Annotated in this window: 10 protein-coding genes; 5 read left to right on the top strand and 5 right to left on the bottom strand. The window is 60.9% G+C overall.

The window, feature by feature from the left end:
- Positions 1-270: 270 nt before the first annotated feature.
- Positions 271-1,578, top strand: coding sequence for a hypothetical protein (locus ASD03_RS11565; protein ID WP_057209613.1), 1,308 nt, complete (start codon positions 271-273; stop codon positions 1,576-1,578).
- Positions 1,565-2,341 carry an ATP-dependent Clp protease proteolytic subunit gene (locus ASD03_RS11560; RefSeq protein ID WP_057213592.1) on the top strand — a complete coding sequence of 259 codons (777 nt, stop codon included), beginning with the start codon at positions 1,565-1,567 and terminating at the stop codon, positions 2,339-2,341. Before ASD03_RS11565 ends, ASD03_RS11560 begins: the two co-directional genes overlap by 14 nt.
- Before the next feature lie 36 nt (positions 2,342-2,377).
- Here ASD03_RS11560 and ASD03_RS11555 read toward each other — a convergent pair whose 3' ends face one another.
- From ASD03_RS11555 to ASD03_RS11540, 4 genes are all read right to left on the bottom strand, one after another.
- A complete protein-coding gene (locus tag ASD03_RS11555; RefSeq protein ID WP_057209609.1) occupies positions 2,378-2,830 on the bottom strand; it encodes a DUF2721 domain-containing protein in 453 nt (150 codons plus the stop codon).
- A gap of 321 nt (positions 2,831-3,151) precedes the next feature.
- Positions 3,152-3,595 (bottom strand): hypothetical protein, encoded by a 444-nt coding sequence (locus ASD03_RS11550; protein WP_146160953.1) that lies wholly within the window; start codon positions 3,593-3,595, stop codon positions 3,152-3,154.
- A gap of 87 nt (positions 3,596-3,682) precedes the next feature.
- Positions 3,683-4,087 (bottom strand): invasion associated locus B family protein, encoded by a 405-nt coding sequence (locus tag ASD03_RS11545; RefSeq protein ID WP_082523715.1) that lies wholly within the window; start codon positions 4,085-4,087, stop codon positions 3,683-3,685.
- 169 nt (positions 4,088-4,256) lie between these two features.
- Positions 4,257-11,126 (bottom strand): autotransporter outer membrane beta-barrel domain-containing protein, encoded by a 6,870-nt coding sequence (locus tag ASD03_RS11540; protein WP_057213589.1) that lies wholly within the window; start codon positions 11,124-11,126, stop codon positions 4,257-4,259.
- A 390-nt stretch (positions 11,127-11,516) separates the two neighbouring features.
- On the opposite strand from ASD03_RS11540, the gene ASD03_RS11535 reads away from it, so the two are divergent.
- The 3 genes from ASD03_RS11535 to ASD03_RS11525 all read left to right on the top strand — a co-directional run bounded on the left by ASD03_RS11535 (position 11,517) and on the right by ASD03_RS11525 (position 15,638).
- Positions 11,517-12,965 carry a HAMP domain-containing sensor histidine kinase gene (locus ASD03_RS11535; protein WP_057209603.1) on the top strand — a complete coding sequence of 483 codons (1,449 nt, stop codon included), beginning with the start codon at positions 11,517-11,519 and terminating at the stop codon, positions 12,963-12,965.
- The gene (locus tag ASD03_RS11530; protein WP_057209602.1) at positions 12,962-13,657 is read left to right on the top strand and encodes a response regulator transcription factor; all 696 of its coding nucleotides are present in this window, start codon (positions 12,962-12,964) and stop codon (positions 13,655-13,657) included. The genes ASD03_RS11535 and ASD03_RS11530 overlap by 4 nt, the downstream gene beginning before the upstream one ends.
- A gap of 889 nt (positions 13,658-14,546) precedes the next feature.
- Positions 14,547-15,638 carry a GSU2403 family nucleotidyltransferase fold protein gene (locus ASD03_RS11525; protein ID WP_057209599.1) on the top strand — a complete coding sequence of 364 codons (1,092 nt, stop codon included), beginning with the start codon at positions 14,547-14,549 and terminating at the stop codon, positions 15,636-15,638.
- Between the two features lie 403 nt (positions 15,639-16,041).
- Here the strand turns inward: ASD03_RS11525 and ASD03_RS11520 are convergent, their stop codons facing one another.
- The gene (locus tag ASD03_RS11520) at positions 16,042-17,298 is read right to left on the bottom strand and encodes a class II aldolase (RefSeq protein ID WP_057209596.1); all 1,257 of its coding nucleotides are present in this window, start codon (positions 17,296-17,298) and stop codon (positions 16,042-16,044) included.
- Positions 17,299-17,362: the final 64 nt, after the last annotated feature.

The following is a 17,362-nucleotide window of genomic DNA, read 5'->3' as shown; positions in this document are numbered from 1 at the left end:
AGCACTACAGCGCCACATCATCGATCCTGTTCGAGGACCGAAACACCGTTAAACTGCATGCGCGGGCAAAAGTCTTCAACAATTGAAGCTGGCGCGCCTCCGTGTAGACGCCATCAGCGTCCACAAGGTTCCGGATCCAAAATGGCGCTTCGACATTCTTCTCATTCTTTTGAGAGGGAACGGAACGGGCGCTGCGGACGGTGGGCCTTGATTCCGCCTCGTTCATCATCCCTTGTTAAGGAATAGTTTCCTTTCTCGGAGATCCTGCTCATGGCTACCGGCGCATCCCAGCGACTGCATGAGGGGGTCGCTGCCGTTGAAACGATGACGCGTTTCGCGGTTGCGGTGCTTGCGCTTGCGTCCGGCGTTTACACATATCTCGGTGTGCGCAGCATCCTCGATGGATCGGCAACGGCGGTCTTCTTTGCGGCTATCATTTATTCAGCGTCGGTTTCGGTCGGAATCTACGCGTTCTGGTCTTACATGGCCCGCTTCTATCCGCACGTGACCACGCATACGGGTAGAGCCGCGATGCTTGGCGTCATGGCCATGGGTGCTGCCATGATTATGGCCATGTCGAGCTGGCTCAACGCAGCGGCGCTCGCCGGCTCGGCGGCATTGGAACAGCACCTTGCCGAAACGGTGGAGGGCTACACTGCGGACCTCGATCAGGCGCATCAGAACGCTCTAGCCGCTCAAAGCCTGCTGCCCGATATCCAGCGTGCGTCCGAGCGGTTTTCGCAGCTTGCCGCATCGGAGCGTCAGTCGGGAGCGCTCACAGGCACGACCGGATCCGGAAGCGTCGTGCAGCTTTTGTCGCAAATGTCCGCACAGATGAAGGAACTCGAGAACGGCATCAATGCCTCCCGTGAGCAGGTGACAGCGTTGTTCGATGACGGGCAGAAGCGGCTCGAAACCATGCGCACGCTTGTTTCCGCGCCCGGCGCAATCGAACCGCGCGCTGACCAGTTCTCCTCTGAAGTGGTCGCGCTCACGGGCGTCATAGCGTCTCTCGGGCAAACGTCGATTGCTCCTTCCATCCGCCGCGCCGCCGATGATCTGTCCCTGGGCTTCATCGCACCGATCGCCGATGGCGGAGACGCCGATCTTGTCAACCGCCAAGACCGGGTGATGGAAACAGTGCGCGCCTCTGTAGCTGCGCAGTCGAAAGTACTGTCGGAATCGGCCGATGAAATCCTTTCCCGGGCAAACGTCCAGGAACGCCGGTTTGTCCCGTTATCTTCTGCGGAGGCAGTCTTGCGTTACGCGTCCGATTTCATACCGGCTTGGGCCGGTGCCATTTCTATCGACCTTCTTCCCGGGGTACTGGTCTTCATCCTGGCAGTCGTACATGGCGCGATCCGCAAACAGGAGGAGGCGATGCCGTTCGCTGAACGCATAACGGCCGCCGAACTTCTGATGGCGCTGGAAGTCCAGCGCGCGATAAGCCCAAACGGCGTTGATCTTGAAAAAGTGGTGGAGTTCGCGGACGCTGATTGCAAGGTTGAGGACACCGCCAACATCACCAACCTCGACCCGCGGGGGCGCGCAAAGGACCGGTCTCATGAGGATCGATGAAGGGCTCAAAATACTGGCGCGGGTCGATGACGGCGTCTGGATGCGCGGGACGTTCTTCAGTCTGTTAGCGGCAACAGCGATATTCCTCGTGATCGATGTGCGTTCTCTATGGGAACGGAATGCCGAGGAACCAATCATTGATCCGGCTCGTTGGCCAATCCTTCTCCCGGCTCCAGGCGGGACCGGACGCGATGGTCCGCCGGTTGAACTGCTAAGCTCACATGAAGTGTTGCGCCAGCCCATGAAGCTGGAACTCCAGCGTGATGGAGTTCTACTCGCTGAAGGCACATTCGACATTGGCGCGGGCGAGCGGTTCGTCCGCGAAATTGAACAGCGCGGCGAATACGTGAAAACGGTGTCTCTCAATTCCCCAGGGGGATCGGTTGACGATGCATTGGCAATTTCCAAGCTGATCCGTGAGAAGGGACTTGATACCCGTGTGGCGTCAGGGGCTCTTTGCGCGTCCTCCTGCCCGATTGTCTTTGCCGGCGGCGTGCGACGATTGGCCGAACCGGAAGCGGTCGTCGGCGTGCATCAGTTGTCCAATGCCAGCACTGATCGGACAACGGCAGATCAGGCGATGTCGTCCACCCAATTAACCACAGCGCGGATCACACGGCATCTCGAAGAAATGGGGATCGACGCCGGACTATGGATCAAAGCTCTCGAAACTCCGCCCGACAAACTTCAGTATGTTTCGGCACAGGAGATGATCGATTTCAAGCTGACAACGGGCCTCTCGGGCGCGATGAAGAAAAAGTAACCGAACTGGGTCAGCCCGGCCGAAGGAGATCCGTGGTCAGTCTTGCTCCATTGGAACTTGGTCCATTCGTATTTGCCGCAACAAGTTCCGTCCGGCGGTGAGCAATTCAAACAAGAATGCGACAAGCGATCCGGTGAGCGAGACGATGGCACCACCAAACAACCAAAAGAGATTTTCTTGGCGCAGTCCGAGGGCAAGAGCGCCAGCAAGTAGATTAAGGATTGCGCAGCCCGTGCAAATGCCGGCCATCACCCCAAGCACGACCGCGACCTCCAGAGCAAGTGCCCTTCGCCGCAAATACGCGAGCTGCATGCGAAACAACTTGCTTTGCTTACCCCTATCCGCGACTTCGTTCAGCCGGTCCGAAACTCTCCCGAGGCGGGTGGTGTAGATACTGACAAAGCCTGCGGTACCAGCCAACAAAAACACCGGCGCAAGGGATGTTTGTATGACAGAGGCATGGTCTGTAACGATAGGTGGTGGGTGCATGCGTACCTCTCAGAAACAAATTGAACTGCGATGCATCAAGCTTTGGACAGCGGTAGATGTAGTCACGGCGGAACGCCCATCATAAAGCTGATAGTAGACCCGCCGGGACCTTGAGCTTGAAGTTCACAATCCAGCTGCCTGGCGCAGCATTCGCCTTGATGCGGCGAAAGCCATATCGGCTATATTTGAGGGCGAGCGGTTTGATGCTGGCGGTCAATGCCGCCTCACAAGAACAGTGCATGTCTGACAATGCTTCGTGATTTCCGCCTCGCGTCTTTTCGCCGCGGTTTGAATGTCCTTCTGCGGCTTATAAGCCATACTTCAAGAAGGACCACTTTTCAGGGGGCAGACCAATCTCCTCACGGTCCAGCGGCTGGGCCGGCCCTCGGCGCTGATGAAGTACAGCACGCCATATGCGACGATGGTGAAATCGACAAGGAAGGCAGCAAAATAACCTGCTATCCAAGGCTCCCCGAGATTGGTTAAATACAGATAGACCATAAATGCCTTCTCGAAGGTGCTGAACACCATGGTCTCAAATCGTAACCACGGACGGAACCCCGCGACCACCATCAGTGCGCCAATTCCGAAGATCATGATGCCCCAGTGTCGCAGAGCCGGTACGCTGGAAGGGGTGAAATCGACAAGTCCACCGAGCATCGGTGTGATGAGTTTGATGTCGAGCGCGAACGGCAGTGTCCCACAGGTCGCCAAACCGAAAACAATGAGAAACCATTTGATGGTTTTGGTAATGAATTTGTTCAACGTGCACATCATTATCCGCCGGACGATTGGAAGCAAGCTGTAACAAGATGGAGCAAGACGGTTCGCGCCGACGACGCACCCCAGGTGTCATTTCATCATCAGGGCTGTCACCCGATCGAAGGCAGCGGAAAAGCCTTTCAGGGAAGCCGACAACGAGATAGGTTCGTTGGTCTTGGCAGCCTTGGCCATCATCTTGAGCACCGCTCCAGTCCGCAGCTCGGCAACGGCTGCGCCGTCGAAGCTAAGCGGCACAACGCATCCGGCGGGGACGCAGGTGCTAAAACGCACAGGTGCCTCCGAAGACTTCTCATCGACCTGAAGCGATACGCCGGCATCAAGTGCGAGCCCGAAGGGCAGAACAAGTGTACCCGTCGCAGTCTTCCCATCGCCACCGGCTGCCATCTCGATGGCCAAAAGCCGCTGTCCGTTCTGCTGTGTCTGTTGCTGCATGAGAAGACAATGCCTGTTCTTCCTCTGGACGCAGCTAACCATCCAGTCCGCGTAGGTTTCCTGCAGAGAGGACGCACCGCCCGGGAGCGTGGCGTGCTCTTGTGCGAACGTTTGACCAATGGCCAGGACCAGCAGGCAGACGGTAGCGAAGATTGTCCGGTTCGACCGGAACCTCGGTGATAAGCACTGTCTCAAGGCCCCCTGTCTCCTCTCAGAACTTATAACTGAGGCGCAACGCGCCGCCGTGGCTCGTGTAGGTGTCGGAAAACGAGCCTTGGTAGTTCAAGCGCAAACTGAAGCCGTTGTCGCTCGCCAGATCAACGCCAGCGGTCAGCCGCCCCACCACGGCGGCCAGCGGCACCTCACTGCCGAACGTGCCTATCCCGGCGGGCGCGTTGGCCAGCCGTGCAGACGTATCCCAGCTATCGGCGCTGCTGAAGCTCACTCCGGCGGCCGCGAATGCCCGCATGACCGTTGTCTCGTTAACGTCAACACGCGTACCGAGTTCAATGGCCGGAGTGGCGTGGAGGCTCCATTGGCCGACATCATCGACCAGGAGGTCGAGGGCGCCGGCTCCCGACTCGCGATAGCCATTGGCATGCGAATAAATCAGGTCAAAGTCCACCAGAGGCCGCACATAGTAAGGATCCTGCGCGAAGGTATAGGCTGCGCGCACGCGGGTGCTGACATTGTAAACCTCTGGGTCGCCTTCGGCCTGGCTGGCGAAATCAGGAATCCGGATCGTGCGCGTATTGTCGTACCAACCGTAGCTGCCGGCAACGGCACCCGACAGTAACCAGGGGCCGCTCTGGTGCTTCAGGGAAACGCCGCCGTAGAGGATGTCGCCGTTGGCGTTGACCCGGCCGTCGTCGCCGCTGATGGAACTGCGGTCATAGCCGCCAGCCAAGCCGACGAACCAGTTCGGCGACACCTCGACCTGGGCGCCGGCTTGCAGGGCATAGGTCGTGGTGTCGAAGCCCGACACGCTGGCACTGGTCTTCTGGTCGAGCGTCTGTGCGCCGGCCTGAGCCCAACCACACTCCGTCTCCGTCAGGAACGAGGTGCCCGCGGCAAACATGGGGCAGCTCAGCAACAGGTCGAGGTGCTGCTGCGTCATGGCGATGCTCCCGGACGCAGCCGCACCGGAGACACCGGGCGACATGTCCGACAGAGCTGCTCCATAGCTGCCCGCATCGCCGTCGGCGAGAGAGCCGAGCGTGCCGAACAGCGTGCCATAGGAGCCACCGCCGGCATCCCAGATTTCCTGCAGGTGACCTGCGACGCTGTCCTGGCCGTCGTTTAGCGCGACGCCGGGCTCGGCGAAGTGGGCCGACTCCGCCGAAACCGACAGCTCGTTTCCTGCCTGGGTGATGGCATAGTCGAAGATTGCCGACTGGGCACTCAGCGAATGGTCGAGGGTGCCTCCGACGGTGAGGAACGGCAGACTGATGTCGGGCAGGACGCTGATGGCGTTCACCGCGAACTTGCCGTCCAGCGTAGCGTCACCGTCGATGGTCAACCGATCCATGCGCGAGCCAGCGAAGTCGGCGGTGAGCTCCAGTATGCCACCCGCGTCCTGCGTGAGGTCGCCAGTGATTCTGGTGGCGTCGATGCCGCCGGAATGACCGATCATCAGCCTGCCATGATTCATCACGTCAGCCTCATAAATCTCCGCATCCGTCAGCAGGCCACCGGCCTCATTGATCACGGAGACGGCCATGCCGCTGCCGAAACGGGCCATCGGCACGTTGTCGTCGTCGTTGGAGACGACTTTGCTGTCGACGAGATCCCCTCTCACGCTGCCGCTGATCGTGCCGGAGTTAAGCACGGTCAGGGTGCTGCCGGCGGGCGAGCTTCTGCCGACGGTATAGTTAACGGCAAGGCCTGAAGCAGCAGAGACGCTGCCTCCGGAATTGACGGTCACCATGTTGTATTTCCCGGCCGAAACCCAGACGCCGGCGCCGTTGTCGGAGCCGCCGGTGACGGAACCATTGACGGTCACATTGATCTTGCCGTTGTTGTCCGTCCCTGCATCGCTCTGCGCGAATATGCCGATCGAGTCTTTGCCGGTCGCCTGGATAGCCCTGCCAGCATCGAGGGTGACCGTCACATCGCCGCTTTTGCCGGCCGACGAGAGATTGCCGTTGGAGCCGATGAAAGCACTAGTCGCGTTGCCACCGAAACCGCCGCCGCCGCCGATCGACTGGGCCAGGATGCCGTAGGCGTAGTCGCCCGACGTGGTAATGTTGCCGTCAACAGACACGGAGACATCGTCGCCGTCACCGGTGCTGCCGGGACTGTTGCCCTTGGAGGAGAGCGGAGCACCCGAGGCGGTGCCTCCAATACCACCACCGCCGCCGATCGACTGGGCCACGAGGCCATGGGCGGCCAGACCTCGCGTATGAATCGTGCTGCCGTTGGTCAGATCGACCGTGACGGCGCCGCCGTTTATTGTTCCACCGCCCGAGCCACCGACCACGAGCGAGCCGATGCTGTCGGCCTCGCCGGCGCCGCCGATGCCGCCACCGCCGCCGATCGACTGCGCGACAATGCCATGGGCCCGATCGCCATAGGTGTCTACGCCGCCGCCATAGTTCAGGTCGATTTCGCCGCCGCTGCCACCGACGCCACCGCTGCCGCCCACAACAAGATCGATCGCATGGCTGTTATCCTCTTCGGCCGCCTTGGTGCTTCCGGCGCCGCCGACACCACCGCCGCCGCCAATCGATTGGGCCAGGAGGCCTATCGAATCGTCGCCGTTGGTCTGGAGGGCGAGCCAGCTTCCCGCACCGACCGTAATTTTGCCCCCGCTGCCGCCGGCGCCGCCGCTGCCGCCGAAACCGCCGCCAACGGTGATCTTGCCTGCCGCCTTGTCGGACCCATCGCCGCCCTGGCCGCCGCCGCCGCCGATCGACTGCAGCAGCACACCGTAGGCGCTATATCCAGCGGTACTGATGCCGGCGGTGCCGTGGTCGCTGTCGAAGGTGATGTCGACCGAGCCGCCATTACCGCCCGCACCGCCGCTCCCGCCAACACCCACGGTGATGTTGGCCGTCGCCTGGCTGCCGGATGCGGTGGATGTGCCACCGGCACCGCCACCGCCGCCGATCGATTGGGCGACGATGCCGTCTGCCCAGTCGCCCATGGTGGCAATGTGGCCGCCATGCGTCAGCGTGACTGTGTTGCCATTGGCGGCCGTGCCGCCACTTCCACCGTCGTCAATGGTAGCGCCCACACTGACGTTGAAGCAGTAGCCATATCCATTGCCGTCTTCGCTGGCGCATTCGCTGTCACCCGCGTCGTCGAGCGGCTCGGAATCGTCAGAAGTAGCCTGCCCCACCGAGCCTCCTAGCCCGCCGCCACCGCCGATCGACTGCGCGAGCACCCCGTCCGCATCTGCGCCAGAGGTATTGATTTTACCCCTGGTGGCGACGGTGGCCGTGCCCGCCGTCCCGCCACTGCCGCCAGTCCGGCCAACGGAAACGCCGACAGATGCGGAGAAAGCACCGCTACCCCCTTCGGAATCTTCGGCTTCCTCGCCGCCGGGCAGGTCGGCGCTGGCCGACAGCCCGACGCTAACACCTTGCGAAGTACCGCCGCCGCCACCGATCGACTGGATGAGCACACCGCGAGCACCGGACCCGCTGGTCTGCAAGCTGGTGCCGCTCTCGAGGTCCACGGTCGTGTTTCCGCCGCTGGCGCCGCCGCTGCCGGAGCCGCCGACCCCTACATTTGCCGCCAGGTTGAAGCCGCTACCGATCTGCTTGCTGTTGACGCTGCCGACGCCCCCATTGCCGCCGCCGCCGCCGATCGACTGCACCACGATCGCATTGGCATAATCGCCGGCTGTCGTCACGGAGGCGCTGTCGTTGAGATCGACCTTGACGATACCGCCATTGCCGCCGCTGCCGCCGGAGCCGCCGACCGAGACACCGATGTCGGCGCTGACGGTGTCCACCGTGCCGACGGTCGCGGCCATCGACGACGCACTGCCGCCATTGCCGCCGCCGCCGCCGATCGATTGCGCCACAAGGCCATGCGACGAAGCACCTTTCGTGGAGACCGCGGAGCTGCCGTCCAGCGTCAGCGACACTTCCTCAGCAGTCCCGCCCGATCCGCCGCTGCCGCCGACGGCCGTGGAGACGCTCATCGCCAGGGAGACGTCTTCGCCGGTCGGCACCGCCACGGTGAGCGCGTCGGCAACCGAGGAGCCGCCGCTGCCGCCACCGCCGCCAATCGACTGAGCGAGCACGCCGATCGCGTCGGTCACACCGCCGCCGCCCTGCCCGGTCTTGATAATGCTGTCGGTCAGGTCAATAGAGACCTCGCCGCCGGCGCCGCCGGAACCACCGGTGCCGCCGACAGCCACCGACGCCGTGAAGCCGATACCTGCGGAATAGGAACTGGCGGAACCGCCCGTACCGCCGCCGCCGCCGATCGACTGCGCCACGATGCCCGCCGCGTGCGAGCCCTGGGTCGTCAGGTTCAGTCCCTGGAAGCCGACGGTCACGGTGTTTGCGTAGCCGCCGCCACCGCCGCCGCCGCCGATCTGGAAGCTGCCGAGCCCGGCATCGCCGCCCGTGGCGTTGCCTCCATTACCGCCGCCGCCGCCGATCGACTGCGCGAGTATGCCGAGCGCACCGGAGCCTTCTGTCGCGATGGCAACTGCCTGCGTTCCAGAGCCTGTAGAACAATCGCCGCCGGAATTTTCATTGGTGACGCAGACCCATCCGCCGCTACCACCCCCCGAGGCGGTGCCGCCGACACCTAGTGCCGGAACACCGACTGACAGGTCGATCACATTGCCGCCATTGCCGCCGCCGCCGCCGACCGATTGCGCCATGATCGCATGCGACATCTCACCCTGCGTGGTGACCGAACCGCCAGTCAGCAATACGTTTGCATGGCTGCCGGAGCCGCCAGCCCCGCCCGAACCTCCGACGGTCGCGATGCCCTTCGCACCGCCGCCCGAACCACCGCCGCCGCCGATCGACTGTGCCATGATGCCGATCGCTGCGTCGCCGGCCGTACTGATGGCGCCCGAGCTCTGGACCTCGGCAGTGCTGGCATAGTTGCCGCTACCGCCGGAACCGCCGATCGACAGGATGCCGCCCGCCATACCGGCGGCGCCGCCACCGCCGCTGATCGACTGCGCAATGATGCCGTGCGCCGAATAGCCGGAGGTGGTGATCGCGCCGGAATTCTGGACACTGGCCGTTTCGGCCTGCCCGCCGTCGCCCCCATTGCCACCCAGCTCGAGCGTCAGCCCGTCGGCGATGCCGCCAGTGCCGCCGCTGCCGCCGATCGACTGCACCAGGATGCCATAGGAATGCCCGCCCGAGGTGGCGATCGCCGCGTTGTTGTTGACGATAGCCGTGTTTCCACTGCCACCATTGCCGCCATTGCCCGCGCCACCCCCGAGCACGTCGGTGAAGTTGCCGCCGGTGCCGCCACCGCCGCCGATGGAATGCAGAGTAATGGCGGCCGAGTAATCTCCAGTCGTCGTGATCTTCGAAGCCCCGCTCGAAAAGACGCCTACGCTGCCGGCATTGCCGCCATAGCCGCCCCCGCCGCTCGTGCCGACAACGGCGGTGTCGTCGCCGCCATTGCCACCTTGGCCGCCAATGCTCTGGCCCAGCAAGCCATAGGCGTAGCTGCCCTGCGTCTCAACGCTACCGCCGGACAGGTTCAACTGGATTTGCCCACCGCTTCCGCCGCGGCCGCCGGAGCTGTCCTTCTCGCCGGCCTGGCCGTCGCCACCGCGGCCACCCTGGCTCAATGCGATCACGCCACCAAGATAGTCGCCTTGGGTCGAAATGGTGCCTGAATGGACCGTCACGGTCGTCGCCGCTATTCCACTTTCTGGCCTGCCGCCCTCGCCACCGGCGCCCGCGACGTTTGAGCTCCAGCCGTCGCCGCCTTCGCCACCCTGGGTAACGGCAACGACGCCACCTGACAGGTCATTCACCTTGCCGGTCGCGACGATTTTCATGTCGGCATACGTGTCGACATTTATGACCGAGCCGCCGCCCCCGGTGCCGCCTTCATCGGAGCTGTCTTGCGAAGCTGTGCCGTTGCTGCCCTGGCTCAGCGCATAGATGCCGCGCACGCTGTCGGCGTCGTTCGCGTAGATGCCGATCGCGCCGGCGGATGTATTGCCGGAGGAACCGATTTCGATATCGATGAAGCCGCCCGCGCCGCCCGCACCGTTATCGTGGCCGCCTGCCTGGCCGGTGGACTCGGCGGCAAGGCCCCAGACATAGTCCAGTCCGCTCAGCGGGTTTGTCCCACTGCCGAGATTCACCTGTCCGGTGTTAGAGATTTTGATGGTACCGCCGCTGCCGCCGTTGCCACCCACTTGGTCGCCCGCCGCACCGCTATTCTGTTCGCCGCCGCTGCCGCCCTTGCTCACGGCAAAGATGCCGGTCATACCTCTGGCCGTATTCGAGTTGAGCGATTCTACGGTCAGCGCCCCGTAGTTGGTGATCGTTATCGCGCCTCCCGCCCCCCCGGCCCCGCCGCTGGATTTGTAGTTGTCGTTATCCCCATCCCCGTCGCCGCCGAAGCTCGTTGCCGAAATCAAGCTGCCGATCGAGCCTGGATCTGTCGAGCTCGTGAGGGTTATGGGGCCGTAACTGGTGATCGTCACGGCCCCCCCGGCACCGGCGCTTCCCTCGTCGACGCCGGCGCCACCCATTGTATAGGTCATGATGACGCCGCCGACGGATTCCCACGGCACTGTGTAAGGGAGGCTTGCGCCGGCCGTGTACGAGGCTTGGGTGTTGATCGTTATATTCGCTCCTGGGTCACCGTCCTTCTCATCGTTGTGATCGACACCACTGTCGCCCCAGCAGGCGGACCACGTATATCCATAGTCGACCTGGCCGATTGACTGGGTCGCGGAGCCGGTGCAGCCCGCGTACGCATTGTCGGCCACGGCCGCGCCGCCGAGACCCAAGGCCAACATTATTACTAAACGCGATGCGTTTCGGTCGGACAGGACTGCAGCCTGGTCGCTGCGCCTGGATGAAGGGTGCGACGATCCTTGCCGGGTCTTACCGGTGCGTGCGACATGCTTCATGCGATGAGCCCCCAAAAGTGAAGCGAACAAGACCTGCCGACCTTGAGACAAGCTTCGTCGCATGCGCAATCTGCGCGAAATCCTCGACGCGACTTCCTTCAACCAAAACGGCAAGGCCACAACCATGCGAACGATAAAGCGACAAATGCCGGAGATTCAACCGAACAAAACGATTCAATTCTGACCAAATCCTACAGCCGACGCTTCATGCAGAGCTCTTGGGATTTGCGATCGATGACAGACAAAAACATCAATCGATCAATTCAGCTGAACTCTTGTAAATTCTTGCATCACTTGATTGTTCTTGCGCCTGCGCTGGACTCCTGCCAGCTATAGGTTGCATGATCGCGTGACTTGAAGCAGCAGGGGACACCGTACAAATGCTCAAGAATGCTTGACCTCAAGACAGTCCTGGTCGTCAATCTGGCGACTGCCAGCCTGCAGGCGATCGTCTGGATCTTCGTCTGGTTGGCATGGCGTCATCTCTACGAGCTCAAGTTCCTTGCTGCGGGGTTTACCGCCATTGCCATAGGGCTTCTCTTGATGATCTTGAGAGGCGAGCAGCCTGCCGCATGGTCGATCGTGTTGCACAACACTGTAATAAAACTCGGTCTGGTCCTGCTCGCCGAAGGACTGGCGCGCTTCCTTGGCCAACCCCGCTACACCTGGATCGGTATTTCGCTGCTCATTTTTCAGATTGTGGCCTGGAGCATCGCCCTCGCCGTCGATCCGGGCAACATTGCCATCCGCATCCACTCATCGACCCTCTTCACGATCATCATGATGTCATTGATGTCCGTGGCGCTCCTGCATGACCGGACACAGCCTTGGCTTTTGCGATGGATTACCATTGCGGTATTGGCCGAATATATCGCAGCCAGTATAATTCACAGCGCGATCGAGTACTGGAACCCGGCCGTCGCCCAAGACATCACGGTCCTCGACAATCGCAACGCCTGGTACCTGTTGCAGGGCGTTCTGTTTCTGATCGCTCTGTTTGCCTGCCTCCTCTTCATGGTCAGTTCGCGACTATCAGAGGCCCTACGCGAGAAAAACGACGCTTTGTTACGGGAAGTGGTGGAACGCAGGAGCCTTGAAAACCAATTGAATACCAGCCTTGAAACCGAACGCGCGCTTCGTGAGGAGCAGGCGGACTTCATGCGCATTGTTAGTCACGAGTTTCGCACTCCCTTGGCGGTCATCCGTAATGCGGCCGACATGATCGGTCTGGTCGGTGACAGATCGCGTGAAGCAACAAAGGAACGGCTTACCGGGATCGGCGAGGCGCTAGACCGGCTGTTCTCCCTTATTGATCGCTTCATGACGAACGACCGAGACAATGGCTTTCGACCGCAATCGATGCAGATCGGATCTCTGATGACCGACGTGCAGTTCCATTTCGAAATGACCGGGCGCGGGGAACGATTGCATTTCAAAACGTACGGGGAATCAACTTCGGTTTTCGTCGATCCCGATATGCTGGCAACCGTCGTCATCAATCTCATCGACAACGCCTTCAAATATTCGCCCGAGAACCAGTCCATTCATATTGATACCCTGTCGGCAAGTGGCTTCGTCGTTATCCAAGTGTGTGATCGCGGTATCGGTATACCGAAAGCTGAGGCACACAAAATTGGTCGCCGCTTCTTCCGAGCCTCCAACGCCAAGGCCGGAAGCGGGACCGGGCTTGGCCTTTACTCTTCCCGTAAGCTTCTGGCCTATCATAGCGGCACATTGGAGCTGCTACCCCGTGAAGGAGGGGGAACGGCGGCTGTGGCGCGTGTGCCTATCTTGAGCGGAACGACAGAGCCCGCCCTGCAAGAGGAGATAATGGGTTGACCCGCATTTTGATCGTCGAGGACGAACAGCGACTGCGCAGGGATCTGGTTGATTTTCTGGGATTGTGCGGTTTCACGGCCGAAGGAACTGCGACAGCAGAAGGTTTGCGGCAGACACTGGCAAATGATGAGCCGCCCGATGTCATCATCCTCGATGTCGGGTTGCCTGATGGCAATGGTTTCGACCTGGCCAGCGAAATCCGTGAGGCCGGTCGCTGCGGCATCATCATGCTTACAGCTCTTGGCGACGGTGACGACCGCATTCGCGGCTTTGAAAGTGGAGCCGACATTTATCTCGTCAAGCACAGCACCTTGCGGGAGATCGAAGCAGCGATCCGTAGCCTACTGCGGCGAACAGGTGATCAAGGTGATTTAGCGGACGGCGGGGCAGGCAAATGGGCGTTGGACAGCAGAAATTGGACTCTCACTGCGCCCAACCAACGCTCGCTCAAGCTAACGGCAACCGAGTTCGCGCTCGTCAATACGCTTTGCAAACATGACGGTGGCATCTGCAGACGCGAGGAACTGGCGGAGACCCTTGCCCGCCCCAGAACCCATTTTGATAACCGGCATCTGGATGCAGTCGTCAGCCGCCTTCGCCGTAAGATAGGGGAGCAGACCAACCTGCATGTGCCGATAAAAGTGGTCTATGGGGTGGGCTATACGTTCACAGCCCCGACCGTTGTGCAATGAAGATTCTACAAGATTTTGGCCCCATCTGCGGCCCGCATGTTCGCCGAGGCCGCGTCTGGCCTCTCCGCGCCTTGAGGTCGCTGTCGATCGGTGAGGAGGCCAATTGGTAGGAAATGATGTCGACAATGCAATTTGGCGGTCACGCCCTCGAAGTGAGACGTTCCAACCTTTAGTTCGCAACGGCGAGCCTCCTTCATGAGGCGAAGTTGCCGTGGGTCACGGTCGAGCTGCGGACATCCATAGAACATCCCTATTAATTCAGTGATTTAGCGAAAGTTTTGGTGCTCGAAGCATAGACTACGCCTTCACAAGGAACGTCCACCAGGCGGCGTGAGCGGACGACGCTTCGAGGTATTATTGCATCTTTTCGGCTTTTCCGGGCGGTCAACAGGGTGCGCAGCGCGACCGCGAGTATACATTATGCGGCGATCACTCGATCTCGTTTTGGCCACGGGTTATCTCAGTCGCTTGTTGAGCAACGCCTGGGTTGTGCGGTAGACCTCAATGTAAGCAATTACCTACATATAGCATGAGAGAAAGAAAAAACCAAGCCGAGGATACGCCGGAGCCGGTTTACGCTGGCCCTCGATACCGTCGTACAGGGTTAGCAATCCAGCCGCCACATGTGCGATCCCAGGCCGTCCAAAATAGAACAAGACGGGCATAGTGCTCGTCTGCCCATGATACCGGCGGCCGCGCTGGGGAGAAGCGATCACCCGAGCGTATGGTCAAGAATGATTGCCGACGTGGCCGGCCCCATGCATTATGCACAGTCTTCGAACCCCGCAGGACGATCCACGCGACACCGTTTCTAACCCATGTTCCCCTCCCGCCTCCTTTCTGTTATGACCATATTTGCATAAATGGTCACAACTCGTAGGAGATGACGTTGAAGAACATCGACCTCATGTACCAGACGATGCTTGCTGAGCTGGCGCAGAGGACTATGGACGCGGCATGGACAGCAGACTTCCCGCCCGAGGGCCGTTTCATCACATCAGAGGTCAAGGGCAAGCGCTACTGGTATTTCGACATGCCGGATGGCTCGGGCGGCAAGAAGCGCCGCTACGTCGGTCCTGCTGACGATGAAGAGATCGCGCAGCGCGTCGAGGACTTCAAACGTGACAAGGACAGTCTGCGGGATCGCAGGCGCATCGTGGCCTCGCTGACCCGGCAAGGAGGCATGATCGCGCCCGACCCCATGTCCGGCGATATCGTCGAGGCGCTCGCAGCCGGAGGCCTGTTTCGGCTCCGCGGCGTCCTCATCGGCACGGTGGCCTTCCAGACCTACAGCGGCATCCTCGGCGTGCGCCTGCCCATGGCGACGATCGTAACTGGCGATGCAGACATCGCTCAAGACTACGCCGTCAGCCGGGAGGTCGAAGACTCCCTCCCCCCGATCCTCGATCTCCTGCGCTCGGTCGATCCCACCTTCCGGCCTGTCCCGCATCGATCGGGATCGGCAGCGTCGAGTGCGTTCCAAACCAAGCGCGGCTACAGGGTGGAGTTCCTGACCTCCAACCGCGGCTCCGACGACTATAGCGATCAGCCGTCAACGATGCCCGCTCTCGGCGGTGCCAGCGCAGACCCGCTGCGCTACTTGGACTTCCTCATCCGAGATCCGATGAGAACGGTGCTGCTGCACAAGAGCGGTATCCCGGTTAATGTTCCGGAGCCGTCTCGGTACGCTGTTCACAAGCTTATCATTGCGACCAAGCGCCGAACGGACGGCCACTTCGTTCTGAAGCGCGACAAAGACCTTAAACAGGCCGAACTCCTCTTTGAAGCTCTCTACGAGACGCGGCGGGCATCCGACTTTGCACTTGCATATGAAGAAGCCGAAGAGCGCGGACCTGCATGGCGCGAGGCTCTGCAGGAGGGTACGGACTTGTTGACGGAGCAAGGCCGAAAGATGCTCTTCCAAGTTCTGCGGCGGGGTAATCAGGAGATCGGCAAGGTACGCCCCGAAGATCGGCAGTGAGGAAGTAGAGGGCGTGTCGTCGCAGGTAATAGGGACTGTCCGTGAGACAACAAGACGAAGTTAAAGACCGGACCCATTATGGAGCATGTTTTTTTTCTAAAACTACCACGCGAATGTCGGGTGGCTTGTCGCTTCTGGACTAGAGTTTGGCAATCCGCCTCGCGAAAACACGTCGCCAGCATGACCAAGGAGTTGGGTGCAACGTACCCAACATAACCGGCAAAAAACTCCGGCCAATATCGAAGAATTCTTCAAGTAAAAAAACAGTTGATGCGCGGCGATGGCATGCGGCATACCCGCAGGTTAGAGACGATCCCCGGTCAAGCAGCCACGCGGAAAACGGCGCCAATTCTTGTGTTGCCATGCGCCGATACAGCCATAATCGCCGCTGCCGTCTTCCGGCTCAGTTTGCCTGAGTGACCTTCAGTTTCGCCTGTTCGAGAACCCAGTACTCCATGGCGAACAACTCGGCCTCTCCAATTGGCGTGAATCGGCCATACGACTCAGCAGCATTGATCGCACGTGTCGCCTGCTCGCAAAGATCTCCGCCGATTTTGGCGGCCTTTACGTTGGTGCCGATGTTAAACATGCCCTCTCCACGCACGACCACGACACGCGGATAGGGATCGAGCATGGTTTTCGGCTCTGCTGAGTGCGCGGCGTGGCGATTGAAGTAAGCGCGGTAGCGCTCCTTGTAACTCTCCAGCGCCTGTTCGATTTCGAGATCACGCGCACCTGCGTCAATGAACATCGGCCAAGGCTTGATGCGAATGACGTGATCGGGCGTTACGGTGCCGCGAAGGGCAATCTCTTCGACATTGCTCTTGCGCACGTGCTGACGTATTGCCTCCGTTGAGCGATAATCCAGCGAAACGCCGGGGGCAAAGGGGGACCGTTCGCCAGTCAGCACTGAGGTGAGACGTGTTTGCAGAGCGGCGTCGGGACTCCGGTCGCTCTGTTGCGGACCGGTCAGTTTAATCCCTTTGCTCGCCAGTTCCTCCTCGGCCAATGTTACAAACTCGATCATCAATTCGTACGACGCCCGCGCCGTGCCGGCGAAAGTGAACAGGCCATGATTTTCCAGCCAGAGGCCCTCGCAATCGCGGTGGGCATCAAAGATGCGAGCTCCGTCAATTGATAGGTCAAAACCTGGCATCACATACGGCACGAAGGCTACGCGGCCGCTGTAGAGACGTTCGACGGTATCGCGCATGCCAGGTTGATCCGCTAGCGCCAGGATCGCGGTTGCATGCGTGTGGTCGACGAATTCGTGGGGGATGAAGGCATGCAAAAGCGCCTCGACCGAAGGATTGGGCGCGCTGGCATCCAGCAGATTGGCGCGCAGCAAGGCGACCATATCGGGATCGGAGAGCCTCAGCCCGTCGCGCGCCGCCAGAAGCTCCGGCAATCGCACCGCTGGCAGGCCAGGCGCCTCGATGGTGTCGAGATCCCAACCGCTGCCCTTGATATGCATGAGCGCGCAGCCGTCCTCGCCCGTCACTTTGACCGATGTATTGCCGCCGCCGTGCAGCACAAGGTCCGGATCGCCACCGATGATGCGCGAGGTATAGATGCGTAGCCCCAACGCTTCGCTATGGCCAGCGGACCGGGCGGCCTCCACGTAACGGTTGGCGTCGATGTCGTCCCAGCGGCTTTTCATGATGGGTTTCCATTTTTCATCAAGTGAGAACGGGCGGCCATTCGCAGGCCACCCGGCCTGGTGT

It is taken from the genome of Ensifer sp. Root127, assembly GCF_001425225.1.
GTDB lineage: Bacteria > Pseudomonadota > Alphaproteobacteria > Rhizobiales > Rhizobiaceae > Ensifer > Ensifer canadensis.
This window is presented reverse-complemented; position numbering and strand designations above follow the sequence as displayed.